Consider the following 15,747-nt stretch of genomic DNA (forward strand, 5'->3'; position numbering starts at 1 on the left):
AGCGAGACGCGGACCGCGGTGCGTGGGTCGCTAGAACGGAGCGGTCTCGAGTGGCTCGGTGCGACCGAGCCTCGCCTCGGGGGTGGGGCCGTGCGGTGACGCAAGAGCGGCGAACTCGAGCACCCGGCGGGGGACGTCGGGGAAGACGCGCCCCGTGGGGCTGGTCCAGCGCAGCACACCCCGATCGACCTGCTCGACCGTCCACGCGGCGGCGTGCTTGAGGGTGTGATGCCGCCGGCAAAGATTCGCGAGATTCGTCAGGGACGTCGGCCCGCCGCGGGCTGCGTCGACGGTGTGATCCTGGTCGCACCTGCGGGAGGGCGTTCGGCATCCCGGAAAACGGCAATGCTCGTCGCGGGCGTCGAGATGTCGGCGCTGCACGCGGGAGGGGCGATAGGTGTCGACGTGCATCACTGCGCCTGTCGTGGGGGAGAGGAAGATGCGCTCCCACACGTCCGCGGTGGCGGCGAGTCGTCGTGCCGCACTGCTGTCTATCGGACCATGGCCGACCAGCTCGGCCGGGGAGTGGTCCAAGCCCGGGAGGATTCCGTGGCCGCCGTCGGCGCCGTGGCTGCTGCCTGCGGGCACGGGGGTGGACGGTGCGGTCACTCCCGCCCGGGTGAGCATGTCGCGGGGAACGAGCAGGCCGCGGGGAACGAGCGCGTCGGCGGGGACGACGACCTGCACCTGTGCGGTGATCGCCGCACACCCGGCCAGCGCATCGTTCGACACGGCGCCCGTCGCGTGGCCGGTGAGCAGCAGGTCGGCCAGCACATCGGCGCGGACCTGCGCCATCGTGCGCCGATCGACGTCTTCGGGGACGGCCTCACCTGCCTGCGGCCGGCGGGTGTCGGCGACCTGCCGGGCGAACGTCGTCAGCCGGTCGTGGGCGGCGTGCACCAGGATCGCCGGCAGCACGGCACCCAACTCGGCCATGCCGTCGTCGAGATCCCGCACCCACACGCGACGTTCTTCGGCTGCGTCGGTGTGCTGCTGATCGGCAGGCACGGGGTCGAGCCGCTGCGCGATCACCGCGACGATCGGCCGAGCTCGCCCGGGCGTCTCGCGTTCGCACACCGCGAGGGCCGACTGCTCGAACCGCCGCCGGGCGTCGGCGTCGGCGATGCGGGCGCCGGCATCCTGGATCACCCGCACGTGCGCCGCGTCCACCCGCCCGGCCTGCAGCGCCGCGAGGGTCGCGGCGAAGCCGGTCACGAGTGCCGCGGCATCGTGCAGCCGCTGCTGCATGCCGCGGTCGGATCGGCGCAGCACGGCGGCGGCCTCGGCGGCGATGTCGCGCAGCGGAATCTCGCGTTCGCGTGCGGTCGACGATGCGAGTCGCGCCGTCTGCGCCATCGCGAGCGCATCGGCGCGGGCGAGGAGTCGCAACTCCTCCGCCTGCAATGCGGCGATGCGCTGACGGGTGCGTTCGAGTCCCGCCATGACCGCGCCGCGCGAGCGCATATCGCGCGGGGCGGTGAGCGTCGGGGCTGCGGTCATGGGTCTATTCTCGCGACCCCCTCCGACATTGAGAGGGGTAAAGCCCAGGCCAGCAGGTGATTGTGGAGAAGTCGCAACTCTGGCCGGCTGTGGAGAAGGTGCCGGTGCTGCGCGCCCCGCGACGGCCGCGCTCCCGCGCTCCCGCGCCCCGCGGCCGCGCTCCCGCGCCCCACGCACCGCGCTCCCGCGCCCCTTCCGGTCAGTCCGCGCGGGCGAGCAGCGTGAACTCGGCCAGCACCCGCGGGTGCGCGAGGATGCGGAAGTGCCCGCCCGTCTCGAGCTTGACGTTCTTCGCCCCCGGCAGCTTGCTGCCCTCCGGGATGTGCGGGTCGAACCGCCCATAGACCGACACGATGCGTGCGTTCACCTCTGCCTGCGCGGCCAGCGCGAGAATCGTGGCATCCCGCGGGGAGAAGATGCGCAGCGTCGGCGGGAGCAGCAGCCGCGCGTATCGTGACCCGCCGAACGGCGTGGCGACGGCGAGCATGCTGCGCACGCGTGCGCTCTCCGTCCCGATCATCACCTGCTTGCCCACGAGGCCGCCCTTGCTGTGGGCGACGACGATGGCGTCCGCGAGATCGCGCTCGGCAAGGTACGCCGTCACCTGCGCGGCCATCTCGACGACGGGCCGCTCGTTGCGGTGCAGGTCGTCGAGCACATGCACCGGATGACCGCGCTCGTGGATGGCGGCCACCAGGGGCTGCAAGAACTTCCAGGTCTCGTAGATGCCGGGGAGCACCACCACCGGGCGGCCCGTCCCCGTCAGGAACGCATCGGGGTCGGTGCGGTTCAGCAGCGCCCGCGCTTGCCAGATGCCGGCGTACGCGTAGTCGCGCGCCCACCAGGCGGCGGCCTTGACGGCCCCGATCACGTCGCCGCCGTAAGGCCGGCGCGGGCCAGGATCGCCGAGGCCACCGCGCGCGGCGCGGTGTGCTGCACGATGTGGGCGGCCGCCGGGATCTCGACCACCGTGGCATCCGACGCCGCATCTGCGAGCCTGCGGCACCAGTCCGCCCGGGCGACGGGGTCCCGCTGGCCGCGGATCACCTGCAGCGGCACGGCGAGATCGGCCACGCGCTGCTCGATCGGGTAGTCGATCATGTGGCGCACCTGCGCCAGGTAATAGCGGATGCCGCAGCGCAGGTAATCGGTGAATACGATCGCGTTCGCCACCGGCGACTCCCGGAGCGTGTCCAGAGCGAGCGCGCCCGCCTGCGCCGGCAGGGAGCGGTGGCGCTCGTCGGCCACGGGGCCGATCGCCACGACCTGAGCGACGAGGTCGGGTCGGCGGCAGGCGGTCTCGACGACCCACTGGGCGCCCATCGAATGACCCACCAGCACGACCGGGCCGGTATCGAGGGTGGCGAGCACCCCGGCGAGTCCCTCCGCCATCTCGGCGACGTCGACGTCGTGGTCGGGCTTGGGCAGCCCCCCGTAGCCCGGCAGGTCGATCGAGAACACCGTCGCCTCGTGGGCGGCCAGCGCGTCGTGCAGGCGACGCAGGGAGCGGTGCGACATGCCGATGCCGTGCACGAGCACCACGACGGGACGGTTCGACCGCGACGGGCCGCTGCTTTCGACCACACGGAACCGCAGCGTGCCGTGACGCACGTGCCGCCCGGTGCGCGTCGGTGGGACGCCGGGCGTCACGCTGCTCAGCGGGCGGCTTCGTACGCCTCGAGAACGGATGCCGGCACGCGACCCCGTTCCGAGATGGCGTAGCCGTTCGACTTGGCCCACTCGCGCACGGGGCCGTAGTCGTGCTGTCCGGTGCGGCGACGCTTCTGTCCGCCGTTCGAGGCGGCCGCGCGGCCGCCTGAGACACGGCGTGCCGCCGACACGTAAGGCTGCAGAGCGTCACGCAGCGCCCGCGCATTGTCGTCGGTCAGGTCGATTTCGTACGCGATGCCGTCGAGCGAGAACAACACGGTCTCACCTGAGCCGACCTCGAGTTCGGTTCCGTCGAGGTCGTCGACGAGCTGGTGCACAATTCTCCGGGCCATGCGGACACCATAGTGGCGCGCTCCCCGCAATGACAGGGGGCAATGCCGCAAAGCGACAATTCGCGGATCAGGGTAGAATTCCGGCCCGCCTCGCGCGCATTACGGCGGCGTGCCGAGTGGAGGCGTCGAGTTTGGCCATGGCCGAGGCGAGATAGGACTTCACAGTCCCCTCTTTCAGCCCCAGCGAGCCGGCGATCTCGGCATTCGTCGCCCCGAGAGCGCAGCAGGCCAGCACGTCGATTTCACGGCGGGAGAGAGCGGCATCCACTTTCTCGGATGGCGATGAATCGGCCGAAAGCGTGGCCAGGCGCTGCTCGATGCGGGCGAGGCGTTCGCGGATGGCGGGGTCGCCGACGGCGGCGGCGATGCTGCGAAGCTCCGCGTAGCTCTCACGCAGCTCCTCCCGCGCGGCGGTGGGCATCGTGGCGGTGGACTCCGGGGGAGGGATCAGCGCGACCCGGCGGCGCACCTCATCCCGCACGCGCAGCTCGACCGCGAGCGACTGCGCGGCCGCGAAAACCGGCTTGGACACCGCGTCGCCCACCGACGCGCGCTGCCATGACCCGCAGTAGATGACGCCCCGCGCTTTGGCAGCGACCATGATCGGCACGGCCAGCAGGGTGGAAATGCCCTCGCCCAGGATCGCCCGGTCGTAGTCATGGGTGATGCTGCGGCTGGTGCGGTAATCCGGGGCGAGCCGCGGCCGGCCCTCGACCAGCGACGCGCCGCCGAGCCCTCGGCCGGCGAGGACGACGAGACCCTCGATGCTGCGGGTGCGCGCGCCGGCGATGGCGCTGACGTGCACCGCGCCGGCGTGCTCCAGGCCCGCGAACACGACAGGAAACCCGGCGTGCCGGGAGAGGTCTCCCACTGCCCGCGCGACCAGTTGATCGTCTGTATCGAAACCCGTTTGTGCCACCACGCACTACCTACTTCCGGGGGTGACGGCACCGTCGCCGCCTTCGTAGCGTCGACGATATCACGCGGCCGCGGGGCGCTTCCCGGGCTTTTCGGGCGCTGTGACACCCCTCGCGAGGGGTGCCCCGCACTGAGGCGGTGGTGCACCCGAGCGGACAGAACGAGTGGCAAGGAGGCCGCACAGATGACCGCACCACACAACGAGACCGCCCCGCCGGGCGTGATCGATTACATCGCGGTGGAAGAATCACCGCAATTTCGCAACCTCAAGCGCAGCCAGCGGAGTTTCGTCTTTCCGTTGGCCATCGCGTTCCTGCTCTGGTATTTCCTGTACGTGCTGCTGTCGTCGTTCGCGGCGGACTTCATGGCACAGCGCGTCACGGGAGACATCACGGTCGGCCTGCTCCTGGGGCTCGGGCAGTTCGTGACGACCTTCGCGATCACCATGACCTACGTCTGGTACGCGAATCGCAAGCTGGACCCGCAAGCCCAGGCGATCCGTGAGCAGCTGGAGAAGCAGGAGGCGGGAGCATGAACGAGATCTTCGGCGCGATCGATGCCGCGGTGGACACCGTGGAGAACAACCCCATCCTCAACATCTCCATCTTCGGCGCCTTCGTCGCGGTGACGCTCTTCATCGTCATCCGGGCGAGCCGCAACAACAAGACCGCGGCGGACTACTATGCGGCGGGCCGCTCGTTCACGGGACCGCAGAACGGGTTCGCGATCTCGGGCGACTATCTGTCGGCGGCATCCTTCCTCGGTATCTGCGGCGCCATCGCCATCAACGGCTACGACGGCTTCCTCTACTCCATCGGGTTCCTGGTGGCGTGGCTGGTCGCTCTGCTGCTCGTGGCCGAACTCATGCGCAACACCGGCAAGTTCACGATGGCCGATGTGCTGTCGTTCCGTCTGAAGCAGGCTCCGGTGCGCATGGCCGCGGCCATCACGACCCTCGCGGTGTGCTTCTTCTACCTGCTGGCGCAGATGGCCGGCGCCGGCGGTCTCGTGTCGCTGCTGCTGGGCATCGACGACAGGATCGGGCAGTCGATCGTGGTCGCCGTCGTCGGCCTGCTGATGATCCTCTACGTGCTCATCGGCGGCATGAAGGGCACCACGTGGGTGCAGATCGTCAAGGCGTTCCTGCTCATCGGCGGCGCACTGGGCATGACGATCTGGGTGCTCGCGCTCTACGGCTTCAACTTCAACTCGCTGCTCGAGGCGGCCGTGGCGGCCTCGCCGGCGGGTGAGGGCGTACTCGGCCCCGGCCTGCAGTACGGCGCCAACCCGTGGGACTTCATCTCCCTCGCCCTGGCCCTGGTGCTCGGCACGGCGGGTCTGCCGCACGTGCTGATGCGCTTCTACACGGTGCCGACCGCCAAGGAGGCGCGTCGCTCGGTGGTCTGGGCCATCTGGCTGATCGGCCTGTTCTACCTGCTCACGCTCGTGCTGGGCTACGGTGCCGGCGCGCTGGTCACGCCCGAGGTCATCGCGGCCGCTCCCGGTGGCGTGAACTCCGCAGCGCCGCTGCTGGCGCTGGAGCTCGGCGGGCCGATCCTGCTCGGGTTCATCTCGGCCGTGGCGTTCGCGACGATCCTCGCCGTCGTCGCCGGGCTCACCATCACCGCGGCAGCCTCGTTCGCCCACGACATCTACGCCAACGTGGTGAAGAAGGGCAAGGTCGCACCCGACGCCGAGGTCAAGGTCGCGCGACGCACGGTGGTCGTCATCGGTGTGCTGTCGATCCTCGGCGGCATCGGTGTGCAGGGTCAGAACGTGGCGTTCCTCGTCGCGCTGGCCTTCGCGGTCGCCGCCTCGGCGAACCTGCCGACCATCCTGTACTCGCTCTTCTGGCGCAAGTTCACCACGCGCGGCGCGGTGTGGAGCATGTACGGGGGCCTCGCTGCCGCCGTCATCCTCATCTTCCTGTCCCCGGTCTTCTGGGGCACGGAGACGAGCGTGTTCAAGGACACCGGTGCGGCGATCTGGCCCCTGAACAACCCGGGCATCGTGTCGATCCCGCTCGGGTTCTTCCTCGGCTGGCTCGGAACGGTCACCTCCCGCAAGCGGGAGGACCCGAAGCTCGCGGCCGAGATGGATGTGCGTTCGCTGACCGGCTTCGGAGCGGAGAAGGCGACGAACCACTGAGGTGAGTGGGCCGGACGCTCCGCGTCGGGCCGGCGGCCCCGGGCATCGCGCCCGGGGCCGCTCATCGTGCGGGCGGCCTACACGCCCGCAGCCTTGCGGGGACCGTCGCCTGCGGCTGCGCTCGGGGCGGCGTCGGCTGCGGCACGCTCGCCCGCGTCGCCCGCGACGGCACCCTCCGCCGCGTCGCCCGCGACGGCACCCTCCGCCGCGTCGCCGGCGACGGCGCGGGCCTCGAGGTCGAGCAGAAGCCGCTTGGCGTGAGGATGCCCGCCGTACTCACCGATCGATCCGTCCGCCCGCACGACACGGTGCGCGGGGATCACGATGGAGATCGGCGTGCGTGCGCATGCGCTGCCCACCGCGCGATGTGCGCGGGGGTGGCCCGCTGCAACCGCCACGTCCCCATAGGAGGTGGTCTCGCCGTAGGGGATTTCGCAAACCGTCTGCAGTGTGGTGCGGGTGAAGCCGTGCACCAGGCGCCAGTCGATGGCGAGGTCGAAGGAGCGGCGGATGCCGGCGAAGTACCCCTCGAGCGCCGCCGTCACCGCGGCGGTGGCGGCCGGATCGTGCTCGGGCACGGCGCCGAGCTCGATGGTGAGCGCGGCGAGGTGATCGCCGGCGGGGGTATCGAGGATGTGGAGGGCGACGAGGCCCTCATCGCTCACCACGACGAGGGCCTCGCCGATCGGTGTCGGGTGCACCGAGTACGCGGTCGGGGTCATGCGCCCATCCTGGTCGTCCCGCTGCGTCCACGGGAGCAGGAGAGGAGATCAGTGGAGGGACACGGTCGAGTCCGAGCCTGTGGAGGAGGCGATGGGCGCGCCATGGCGGGCAATACCGCGAAACTCGGGCCCGCGTGCGGGCTGACGGGTGGCAGCCGCTTAGTCTGGCTCGTGTGTGGCGAGGAGAGGGCAATGCGACGGTCGATGCCGCGGCAGCGGATCGTGCCGTGTCGGTCGCGCCCGGCGAGCTGGGGGTGGCGGAGCCCGGAGTCGCCGTGACGCACGTCGCAGAAGGTGAGCGTGCCCGCCTGCGCCGCGAAGCGGCGGAACTCGGCGGACGATCGAGCCTGCTGCACTACGTCGACGCGGGCGACGCCGGAATCGAGATCACCAAGGCGCATCCCGGCAGCCTGCCGCAGTTCATCACCGGCCGCTCCACGCTGCTGTCCAACCTCTTCCGCGACGAAGTCGCGCTGCGCGGTGCGCGTCTGGCCGCCGAGCGCATCACCTCCCGCGACGTGGAGCTGCGCACCGCGCGCGGCCTCGACACGGTGAACCTGGCGGTGGGCCTCGCGACCTGGCGACTGGGCGGGCTGGCCTGCTCGGCGCCTGTGCTGCTGCGACCGCTGGCGATCCGCCGCCACCACTCCGACTTCGAACTGAAGCTGCACGGATCGTTCACGATCAACCCCGAGCTGGTGCGCGCGGCCCGCGCCCACTTCGGCATCGAGCTCGACGGGCGGGCGCTGGCTGCGCTGGCCCACGACGGCGGCGTGTTCAAGCCGCAGCCGGTCATCGACCACCTGCGCGCGCTGACCGCGCGCATCCCCACCTTCACGGTGCAGCCGCGTCTGGTCGTGTCGACGTTCGCCGACGTCGGCTCGGCCATGGAAGCCGACCTCATCCACCTCGACCACCCGGTGCTGAACGCGCTCGCCGGTCACGCCGCCGACCGCGAGCAGGTCTCGGCGGTGCGGCCTCTGCCCAAGACCCTCGGCGCCGACGAGCGCTCGCCGGCGGCCGACACCCTGCTGCTGGACGCCGACGCCGAGCAGGAGGGCGTGCTCGCCCGCATCGCCGCCGGCCAGTCGCTCGTCGTGCACACCCTGCCCGGCACCGGCGGCACCCAGACCGTGATCAACGCCGTCGGCGCCCTCGTGCAGGAAGGCAAGCGCGTGCTCGTCGTGAGCGCGCGTCGCTCCACGCTCGAGGGCGTGCGCCACCGCCTCGCGGGGATCGGCCTGCCCGGACTCGCGGTCTCGCCGCGTCAACTGCACCGCGACCTCGTCCGCGCGATCGCTCGCAACGAGAAGGCGGAGCAGCCCAAGGTCGCCGACATCGACGACGCACTGGTGCGGCTGCGCAGCGTGCTGCGCGACTACCGCGGAGCACTCACCACGCGGCATCCCACCATCGGCGTCTCGCCGCTGGAAGCCCTGCGCACGCTCACCACGCTCGCCGCACGCACCCCGCAGCCGTCCACGAGCGCACGACTGGATCTCACGACGCTCGTGCGCCTGTCGACCCGCCGCGCCGAGGCGGCCGTCATGCTCTCGACCGCCGCACGGCTGGGGGAGTTCCGCTTCGGGCCCGACGACTCGCCCTGGTACGGCGTGAGCTTCGCCACGACCGACGAGGCGCGCAAGGCCCACGCGCTCAGCTCGCGGCTCCAGCGCACCGATGTGCCGCAGCTGCTCGAGCGCGGCTACGAGCTCATCGGCCAGACGCGCATGCGTCCGTTCCAGACGGTTGCGGAGCTCGGCGGCTACCTGCGGCTGCTGCAGGGCATCCGGGACTCCCTCGACCGCTTCAGTCTCACCGTGTTCGAACGGCCGCTCGCCGAGCTCATCCAGGCACACGGGCCGCGCCGCGACGCCCCCGAGATGAGCGGGCCGCAGCGCCGACGGCTGAAGGGCCTCTCGCGCGAGTACGTGCGCCCCGGCATGCACGTCACCGACATGCACGCGGGTCTCGTGCGCGTGCAGCAGCAGCGCGCGGAGTGGCAGCGCTACGTGGAGCCGGGCGTGCTGCCGGAGGTGCCTCTGGGCCTCGCCGACGTGCACGCCGCCTGGCAGCGCGTGGATGCCGACCTCACCGCGCTCGACGCGGTGCTCGGCCGCAGCGCGACCGCCTCGCTCACCCACCTGCCCATCCCGCAGCTGCTGCGCACGCTGGCGGGTCTCGCCGCCAAGTCGGACGTCTTCGACAACCTGGTCGAGCGCGCCACCCTGCGCACCCAGCTGGCCGAACTCGGGCTGGAGCCGCTGCTGGCCGAGCTGTCGGTGCGGCACGTCCCCGAGGCGGAGGTGGGCGCCGAGCTCGAGTTCGCCTGGTGGCAGTCGGCGCTGGAGTACCTGCTGCGCACCGACCGTGCCCTGCTGGGAGCCAACACCAACGTCGTCGACCGTCTCGAGCGCGATTTCCGTCTGGTCGACGAGGCCCATGCCGCCGCGTCCGGCCCCCTGCTGGCGGCTCAGCTCGCCACCCGCTGGAAGATCGCGATCGTCGACGAGCCTGTCGAGGCCACCTCCCTCAAGCAGGCGCTGCGCGAGGGCTCGGCATCCGCCGAAGAACTCGTCGGTTATGCGCCCACACTGATGCGCGCGCTCGCCCCGGTGTGGCTGGCCTCGCCGTACGAGGTGCCGCAGATCCCCGACCGTCCCGAATTCGACGTCGTGATCGTGGCGGATGCCGCCGCTCTCAGCCTCGCCGAGGCCGCCCCCGCGCTGCGACGCGCCCGCCAGGTCGTCGTACTGGGCGACCCGGTCACCCAGAAGCCCACCCCGTTCCGCGTGTCGGCGGCCCTGCCCGGCACCGTGCCCGACGATGAGGCGCCGGTCGACACCGACGAGCCGAGCCTGTTCGAGCGCCTGGCCGACCTGCTGCCGGTCGAGACGCTGACCCGCAGCTACCGCGCCGGCGGCGAGGACCTCGCCGAGCTCGTCAACGACGCGTTCTACGGCGGCGAGATCATCTCCCTGCCGTGGGCCGGCTCCTACCTCGGCCGCGGCAGCCTGGGCGTGGACTACGTCGAAGGCGGCGTCGGCGCGCCCGACCCGATCACCGGCGCGGTCGAGAGCCCCGACGCGGAGGTGGCCCGCGTGGTCACACTCGTCGTCGAGCACGCCGTCAACCGCGGCAGCGAATCGCTGATGGTCGTCACCGCCAGCACCCGCCACGCCGAGCGCGTGCGCGCCGCCGTGGAGGCCGCGTTCGCGGGCCGCTCCGACGTCGCCGACTTCCTCTCCCGCGACACCGCCGAACCCTTCGCCGTGCTGACGCTCGAGGAGTCGGTCGCGGAGAGCCGCGACCGTGTCATCTTCTCCCTCGGGTTCGGTCTCACCCGCCATGGACGCGTGCTCAGCGACTTCGGCGACCTGTCCACTCCCGACGGCGAGCGGCTGCTGACGGTGGGCATGACCCGCGCCCGCCGCTCCATGGTGATCGTGTCGTCGATCCGCCCCTCCGCGTTCGACGACGGACGCCTGGAGTACGGGGCCGCGACGCTCATGTCGATCCTCGGCGGCATCGCCGCCCGCTCCCGCGACGCGCGGCTGGAGGACCTCGCCGACCCGCTGACCCTCGCGCTGGCGCGCGAGCTGCGCAGCCTCGGCGTGTCCGTCGACGTGGACTACCGTGGCCTGCTGCCGCTGGTCGCCCAGTACCGTGGCAAGGCCGTGGTCGCGGAGAGCGACCCCGAGGCGATGGGCGAGTCGCTGCGCGAGTCGCTGCGGCTCCGGCCGCTCATCCTGCGCCGCCTGGGGTGGCATTACGTGCGCGTGCACGCGTTCGACCTCTACAGCGACCCCGCCGGGGTCGCGGCGCGCATCGCCGGCATCCTCGGCGTGCAGCCCCATACGCCGACCGCCGACACCCCGACCCAGCCCTTCGATGCCTTCGAATGACCGTCAGCGCGTCGAGCGGGTCCCCGGGGCGCGGCGCGCGAAGCTGACGCCGGCGCCCGGGACCAGTCCCGAGCCGGTGCCCGCAGACGCCGACGACCCGGATGCCGCGCCTCCCGCACCTGGCGGGGCTGCGGCACCCGGGCCGAACGACGAACGCCTCAAGCGCGACGTCCCGCCGCACTGGTGAGTTGAGAGGCTGTTTCTTCGTGCCGCCCTCGACTATGGCCGGTTCGCGCTGTTCTTCTCGAGCAGGTCGCGGATCTGCACCAGGATCTCCTGCTCGGTGGGCAGCTTCTCCTCTTCCTGCTCGCTGATGCCGGCCTTGCGCGCCTGGCGCTCCTTCCAGCGGTTCATCGGCACGACGAACACGAAGTAGACGACCAGCGCGACGGCGAAGAAGCTGATGACCGCGCTGATGAGGTCGCCGATGGGGAACGTCACCGCTTGGCCGTAGAGGCCGTAGACAGTTGGGCCGGCGATGCCGGCCTCGTTCTCCTGGTAGAACAGAGCGACGATCGGCGTGATGATGCTGCTGACGACTGCGTTCACCAGAGCGGTGAACGCGCCGCCGATCACGACCGCGACGGCCAGATCGATGACGTTGCCGCGCAGGATGAAATCTTTGAAGCCCTGGATCACGAGGACTCCCTTCGTCTCGCCGGCAGTGCCGGTCACGAACCCGCCGCGGCGGGGGAGGCGGATGCCCCTGCAGACGATGATGACGAAGAAGAGGTCGTCGCGGTAGACGAGGAGCTGGCGGCGGCATCTTTCTTGCCACCGCTCGTGCCGCCGCCGGCGGCGCCGGCACGCGAATCGGTGCGGTAGAAGCCGGATCCGTTGAAGGTGACGCCGATCTGTCCGTACTCCTTGCGCAGCACGCCGCCGCACTCGGGGCACTCGGTCAGCGACGGCTCTGCGAAGGACTGGACGGCGTCGAAGCGGTGGCTGCACTGCTTGCAGGCATAGGCGTAGGTAGGCATGGTGTTCCTCGGGTGTGGGGGATCAGCGCCGCGCGGGCGACAGGACGATCGTCTGGGTGGGGGTCACGACGCCGGTCACCGGCTGGTCGTGCACATCGCGCGGGACTTCGTCGATGAACTCCGCGTCGAAGACGACCGCGTAGACCGGCGGGCAGCGCTCCATCGAGCCGAGCGTCTTGTCGAAATAGCCTCGGCCCCATCCCAGCCGCATGCCCGACCGGTCCACGGCGGCGGCGGGGATCACGAGCAGGTCGACGTCGCCCACCGCGATCGGGCCGAGCAGCTCGCCGACGGGTTCGGGCAGGCCGAACAGGCCGTCGGTGACGTCGCCGTCGGGGGTGGCCACCGACCAGTCGAGCAGGCCGTCGGTGCGGGTGACCGGCAAGAGCACCCGGATGCCGCGGGCGATGGCCGCGTTGAGGAACGACCGCGTTCCCGGCTCGGTGGGGGTGGAGAGGAAGCAGGACATGGAGCGCGCGCCGGTGGCGTCCACGAGGGCGTCGAGCTGCACGCGGATGCCTTCTTCGGCTTCCTGGCGCGCCTGGTCGCTCAACTGCTGGCGGCGCTCGCGCAACTCTGCGCGCAGGGCCCGTTTGGCGTCGTCGATGCCATCTGACATGAAGTCGATTGTAGGCGTCCGCAACGTCATCCCTGGCGCATTCCGCCTCCCCACTACACTGTCGGCATGCCCCAGCCCTTCAAAGCTGTCATTCCTGCTGCCGGACTCGGCACCCGTTTCCTCCCCGCCACCAAGGCGATGCCGAAGGAAATGCTGCCCGTCGTCGACAAGCCCGCGATCCAATACGTCGTCGAAGAGGCGACCCACGCCGGCATCCAGGATGTGCTGATCATCATCGGCCGCAACAAGAACAACATCGCCAACCACTTCGACCAGATGCCGGAGCTCGAAGAGCGTCTGCGCGCCAAGGGCGACATGGAGAAGCTGAAGAAGGTGGAGCAGTCCACCGATCTGGCCGACATCCACATGGTGCGCCAGGGTGACCCCAAGGGACTGGGTCACGCGGTGCTGCGCGCCCGCAGCCACGTCGGCGACCACCCGTTCGCGGTGCTGCTGGGCGACGACCTCATCGACGAGCGGGACCCGCTGCTGACGCGCATGATGGAGGAGCACGAGCGCACCGGCGCCGCCATCGTCGCCCTCATGGAGGTGGAGCCCTCGCAGGTGCACCTGTACGGTGTGGCCGCGGTGGAGCCCACCGACGATGACGACGTCGTGCGCGTGACGGGACTCGTCGAGAAGCCCGACGCCGCCGACGCGCCCTCGAACTACGCCGTCATCGGCCGGTACGTCCTGGCGCCGAGCGTGTTCGAGATCCTGGAGCGCACCGAGCCCGGCAAGGGAGGCGAGATCCAGCTCACCGACGCGCTGCAGGAGCTCGCCGCCGACCCCGACGGTCCCGGCGTGCGCGGCGTGGTGTTCCGGGGTCGTCGCTACGACACCGGCGATAGGGTGGACTACATCAAGGCCATCGTGCAGCTGGCCACCGACCGCGATGATCTGGGGCCGGAGCTGCGTCCCTGGCTGAAGGACTTCGCGGCGAAACTCTGACGCCGGCACCGAGGGGGTTGCGTGGAACTGTCGCCCCGCGAACACGGGCCCATCTCCATCAGGTTGGTGCGCTCGCGCGATGCGCGCGTGCTGCAGCAGGAGCTGCTGAGCAACCGTGAGTGGCTGCGGCCCTGGGAGGCGACCAGCCCCGACGGCCCGACCTCGTTCGACATGCGCCTGGGCGTGCGCCGCCTGCTGCAGCAGTACCGCGACGGCGCAGGCGTGCCGCTTGTCATGGAGTACGAGGGCGAGATCGCCGGCCAGCTGAACGTGTGGGGGATCGCGCGCGGGTCGCTCTCGTCGGCGACCATCGGGTACTGGGTCAGCCGGCGGTTCGCCGGCCGGGACATCACGCCGACGTCGGTCGCCCTGGCGACGGACCTGAGCTTCGGCGAACTCGGGCTCCACCGCATGGAGATCTGCATCCGCCCGGAGAACCGGGCGAGCCTGCGGGTCGTGGAGAAGCTCGGATTTCGGTACGAAGGTCTGCGCCGACGGTTCATCCACATCGACGGGGACTGGCGCGACCACTACGCGTTCGCGCTGGTGCGCGAAGAGGTGCCGGAGGGTGTGCTGCGGCGCTGGGTGAACGGCGCAGCCCCGCAGGATGCCGCGGCGATTCCGCCGTCCGACCGCCTTCCCGCCTGAAACTTTCACCTTCTGGTCGAAGGTCAGACTGCGACACGCGCAGAAGAGCGCGTGCGGACGGCCCTGATCGCATACCGTGGTCGGCATGGGTGGGCAGGTATTGGGTGGAGGCGTGATCGTCGCCGTCGCCGTCGCGCTCTGGCTGATCTACCTGCTGCCGTCCTGGTACAGCCGCTACCAGTACGAGGCCGCGGAGCGCAACGCACTGCGGATGAACCGCGCACTGCGCGTGCTCGCCGAGACCAGCGAGGCGCCGGAGGAGATGCGGCTGGAACTCAACGCGCGCACCGCCCTGGCGCAGCAGCGGCTGGCCCGCCAGGCCCTCGCCGAACGGGAGCAGGCGTCGCTGCAGACCGCCCGCGCCGAGCTGGTCGTGGCCAAGGAACGATCCCGCGCCGAGGTGGAGGCCGCCAAGGAGCGCGCCCGCGTCGAGGCGGAGGTCGCCCGCGCCGAAGCCGAGGCCGCCAAGGAGCGAGCCCGCGCCGACGCAGAGTACGCCCGTGCCGAGGCCGTCGTCGCGAGGGAGCGCGCCCGCGCCCACGCCGCAGCAGCCCAGGAACGTGCCCGCGCCGAAGCGGCCGCCGCCCGTGCGCTGCCCGCCGCCCGTCGCGCCCGCGCGCGTCGCCGCGCCCGTCTCGTCACGAGCGTCCTCGCCCTCGCCGGCATCGTCATGGCCGGGTGGGGTGGGCTGGTGCTCGCCGTCACCGGAACGACCACGCTGCTCGCCATCGGTGCCACGACCACCGTTGCCTGCGCGCTGCTGCTCGTGCGCATGGCGCGGGTCGGCGCCCGCGCCGGCATGCGGGCAGGCGTGCGGACCGTCGTCGCGTCCGAGTCGTCCCTCGCCGCCGTCGCCACTTCGCTGCAGGACGTGTCACTCGCGGACGAGCGCGCCTGGATGCCGCGTGAGCTGCCGCGCCCGCTCACGGCATCCGCCGGCTCACGTGCCGCCGCGGCCCTGGACGCGGCAGCGGCCCAGGACGCACTGCGCCAGGCGGCGCTGGAGGAGGCCATGCGCGAGCGCGCCGAACGCGCCGCCCCGCCCTCGATCACCGCGGCACGTGCGGCACGCACGACGCAGGCGCCGTTCGCCGGTCGGGCTGCAGACGACGCCGAGATCGAAGCCCACGTGCGCGACCTGCTGACCCGTCGCGCGTCGGGGCAGTAACGCCCGACTGCTCATCGTCGCGACTCTGCCGGACGGCGGGAACGCTGTCGCTCAGGCCGTTCGCGGTTCCGGACCGGTCTCGTGATCGTGATAGTGTTGCTGAGGTTCATGGGCCTGTGGCGCAGTTGGTAGCGCGCTTCGTTCGCAATGAAGAGGTCAGGGGTTCGAATCCCCTCAGGTCCACC

15 protein-coding genes and 1 tRNA gene are annotated in these 15,747 nt (G+C 71.2%); 7 read left to right on the top strand and 9 right to left on the bottom strand.

Going from position 1 to position 15,747, the window contains the following annotated elements:
- Positions 1-30: 30 nt before the first annotated feature.
- The 5 genes from NQ165_RS07965 to NQ165_RS07985 all read right to left on the bottom strand — a co-directional run bounded on the left by NQ165_RS07965 (position 31) and on the right by NQ165_RS07985 (position 4,425).
- Positions 31-1,500 (bottom strand): HNH endonuclease signature motif containing protein, encoded by a 1,470-nt coding sequence (locus tag NQ165_RS07965; protein WP_257532363.1) that lies wholly within the window; start codon positions 1,498-1,500, stop codon positions 31-33.
- Positions 1,501-1,699: 199 nt separating this feature from the next.
- Positions 1,700-2,371: a triacylglycerol lipase gene (locus tag NQ165_RS07970; RefSeq protein WP_257525657.1), complete on the bottom strand. Its 672-nt coding sequence runs from the start codon at positions 2,369-2,371 to the stop codon at positions 1,700-1,702.
- On the bottom strand, positions 2,368-3,042 hold the full coding sequence (locus NQ165_RS07975) for an alpha/beta fold hydrolase (protein ID WP_257525656.1): 675 nt from the start codon (positions 3,040-3,042) through the stop codon (positions 2,368-2,370). The genes NQ165_RS07970 and NQ165_RS07975 overlap by 4 nt, the downstream gene beginning before the upstream one ends.
- 113 nt (positions 3,043-3,155) lie before the next feature.
- Positions 3,156-3,503: an Lsr2 family protein gene (locus NQ165_RS07980; protein WP_257525655.1), complete on the bottom strand. Its 348-nt coding sequence runs from the start codon at positions 3,501-3,503 to the stop codon at positions 3,156-3,158.
- A 67-nt stretch (positions 3,504-3,570) separates the two neighbouring features.
- A complete protein-coding gene (locus NQ165_RS07985) occupies positions 3,571-4,425 on the bottom strand; it encodes a response regulator transcription factor (RefSeq protein ID WP_374679325.1) in 855 nt (284 codons plus the stop codon).
- Between the two features lie 180 nt (positions 4,426-4,605).
- Between NQ165_RS07985 and NQ165_RS07990 the strand changes: the two genes are divergently transcribed.
- Positions 4,606-4,956: a DUF485 domain-containing protein gene (locus tag NQ165_RS07990; RefSeq protein WP_257525653.1), complete on the top strand. Its 351-nt coding sequence runs from the start codon at positions 4,606-4,608 to the stop codon at positions 4,954-4,956.
- On the top strand, positions 4,953-6,569 hold the full coding sequence (locus tag NQ165_RS07995) for a cation acetate symporter (protein ID WP_257525652.1): 1,617 nt from the start codon (positions 4,953-4,955) through the stop codon (positions 6,567-6,569). Before NQ165_RS07990 ends, NQ165_RS07995 begins: the two co-directional genes overlap by 4 nt.
- 77 nt (positions 6,570-6,646) lie before the next feature.
- On the opposite strand, the gene NQ165_RS08000 is transcribed toward NQ165_RS07995, so the two are convergent.
- A complete protein-coding gene (locus tag NQ165_RS08000; RefSeq protein ID WP_257525649.1) occupies positions 6,647-7,291 on the bottom strand; it encodes a methylated-DNA--[protein]-cysteine S-methyltransferase in 645 nt (214 codons plus the stop codon).
- A 227-nt stretch (positions 7,292-7,518) separates the two neighbouring features.
- On the opposite strand from NQ165_RS08000, the gene NQ165_RS08005 reads away from it, so the two are divergent.
- The gene (locus NQ165_RS08005) at positions 7,519-11,196 is read left to right on the top strand and encodes a DEAD/DEAH box helicase (RefSeq protein ID WP_374679329.1); all 3,678 of its coding nucleotides are present in this window, start codon (positions 7,519-7,521) and stop codon (positions 11,194-11,196) included.
- 219 nt (positions 11,197-11,415) lie between these two features.
- On the opposite strand, the gene mscL is transcribed toward NQ165_RS08005, so the two are convergent.
- From mscL to NQ165_RS08020, 3 genes are read right to left on the bottom strand one after another with little or no spacing between them, the layout of a single operon-like run.
- A complete protein-coding gene (gene mscL / locus NQ165_RS08010) occupies positions 11,416-11,835 on the bottom strand; it encodes a large conductance mechanosensitive channel protein MscL (RefSeq protein WP_257525836.1) in 420 nt (139 codons plus the stop codon).
- A 32-nt stretch (positions 11,836-11,867) separates the two neighbouring features.
- Positions 11,868-12,176 (bottom strand): FmdB family zinc ribbon protein, encoded by a 309-nt coding sequence (locus NQ165_RS08015; RefSeq protein ID WP_257525646.1) that lies wholly within the window; start codon positions 12,174-12,176, stop codon positions 11,868-11,870.
- Between the two features lie 22 nt (positions 12,177-12,198).
- The gene (locus NQ165_RS08020) at positions 12,199-12,795 is read right to left on the bottom strand and encodes a 5-formyltetrahydrofolate cyclo-ligase (RefSeq protein WP_257525645.1); all 597 of its coding nucleotides are present in this window, start codon (positions 12,793-12,795) and stop codon (positions 12,199-12,201) included.
- A gap of 66 nt (positions 12,796-12,861) precedes the next feature.
- Here NQ165_RS08020 and galU point away from each other — a divergent pair, with 66 nt between their 5' ends.
- The 4 genes from galU to NQ165_RS08040 all read left to right on the top strand — a co-directional run bounded on the left by galU (position 12,862) and on the right by NQ165_RS08040 (position 15,745).
- Positions 12,862-13,746, top strand: coding sequence for a UTP--glucose-1-phosphate uridylyltransferase GalU (gene galU / locus NQ165_RS08025; protein WP_257525643.1), 885 nt, complete (start codon positions 12,862-12,864; stop codon positions 13,744-13,746).
- A gap of 21 nt (positions 13,747-13,767) precedes the next feature.
- Entirely contained in the window at positions 13,768-14,394 is a 627-nt protein-coding gene (locus NQ165_RS08030) for a GNAT family N-acetyltransferase (protein ID WP_257525641.1), read from the top strand.
- A gap of 85 nt (positions 14,395-14,479) precedes the next feature.
- Complete coding sequence (locus NQ165_RS08035) at positions 14,480-15,562, top strand: large exoprotein (RefSeq protein ID WP_257532367.1); 1,083 nt, start codon at positions 14,480-14,482, stop codon at positions 15,560-15,562.
- A 110-nt stretch (positions 15,563-15,672) separates the two neighbouring features.
- Positions 15,673-15,745 (top strand) — tRNA-Ala (locus tag NQ165_RS08040).
- The last annotated feature ends 2 nt before the right edge of the window (positions 15,746-15,747 follow it).

The sequence above is a fragment of the Microbacterium sp. zg.Y1084 genome (assembly GCF_024623595.1).
In the GTDB taxonomy this organism is placed as follows: domain Bacteria; phylum Actinomycetota; class Actinomycetes; order Actinomycetales; family Microbacteriaceae; genus Microbacterium; species Microbacterium wangruii.

Excerpts from the sequence above, each read along its gene's own strand:
- NQ165_RS07965 (WP_257532363.1), bottom strand. The coding sequence starts at position 1,500 with ATGACCGCAGCCCCGACGCTCACCGCCCCGCGCGATATGCGCTCGCGC.
- NQ165_RS07980 (WP_257525655.1), bottom strand. The coding sequence starts at position 3,503 with ATGGCCCGGAGAATTGTGCACCAGCTCGTCGACGACCTCGACGGAACC.
- NQ165_RS07990 (WP_257525653.1), top strand. The coding sequence starts at position 4,606 with ATGACCGCACCACACAACGAGACCGCCCCGCCGGGCGTGATCGATTAC.
- NQ165_RS07995 (WP_257525652.1), top strand. The coding sequence starts at position 4,953 with ATGAACGAGATCTTCGGCGCGATCGATGCCGCGGTGGACACCGTGGAG.
- NQ165_RS08000 (WP_257525649.1), bottom strand. The coding sequence starts at position 7,291 with ATGACCCCGACCGCGTACTCGGTGCACCCGACACCGATCGGCGAGGCC.
- NQ165_RS08015 (WP_257525646.1), bottom strand. The coding sequence starts at position 12,176 with ATGCCTACCTACGCCTATGCCTGCAAGCAGTGCAGCCACCGCTTCGAC.
- NQ165_RS08020 (WP_257525645.1), bottom strand. The coding sequence starts at position 12,795 with ATGTCAGATGGCATCGACGACGCCAAACGGGCCCTGCGCGCAGAGTTG.
- galU (WP_257525643.1), top strand. The coding sequence starts at position 12,862 with ATGCCCCAGCCCTTCAAAGCTGTCATTCCTGCTGCCGGACTCGGCACC.
- NQ165_RS08035 (WP_257532367.1), top strand. The coding sequence starts at position 14,480 with ATGGGTGGGCAGGTATTGGGTGGAGGCGTGATCGTCGCCGTCGCCGTC.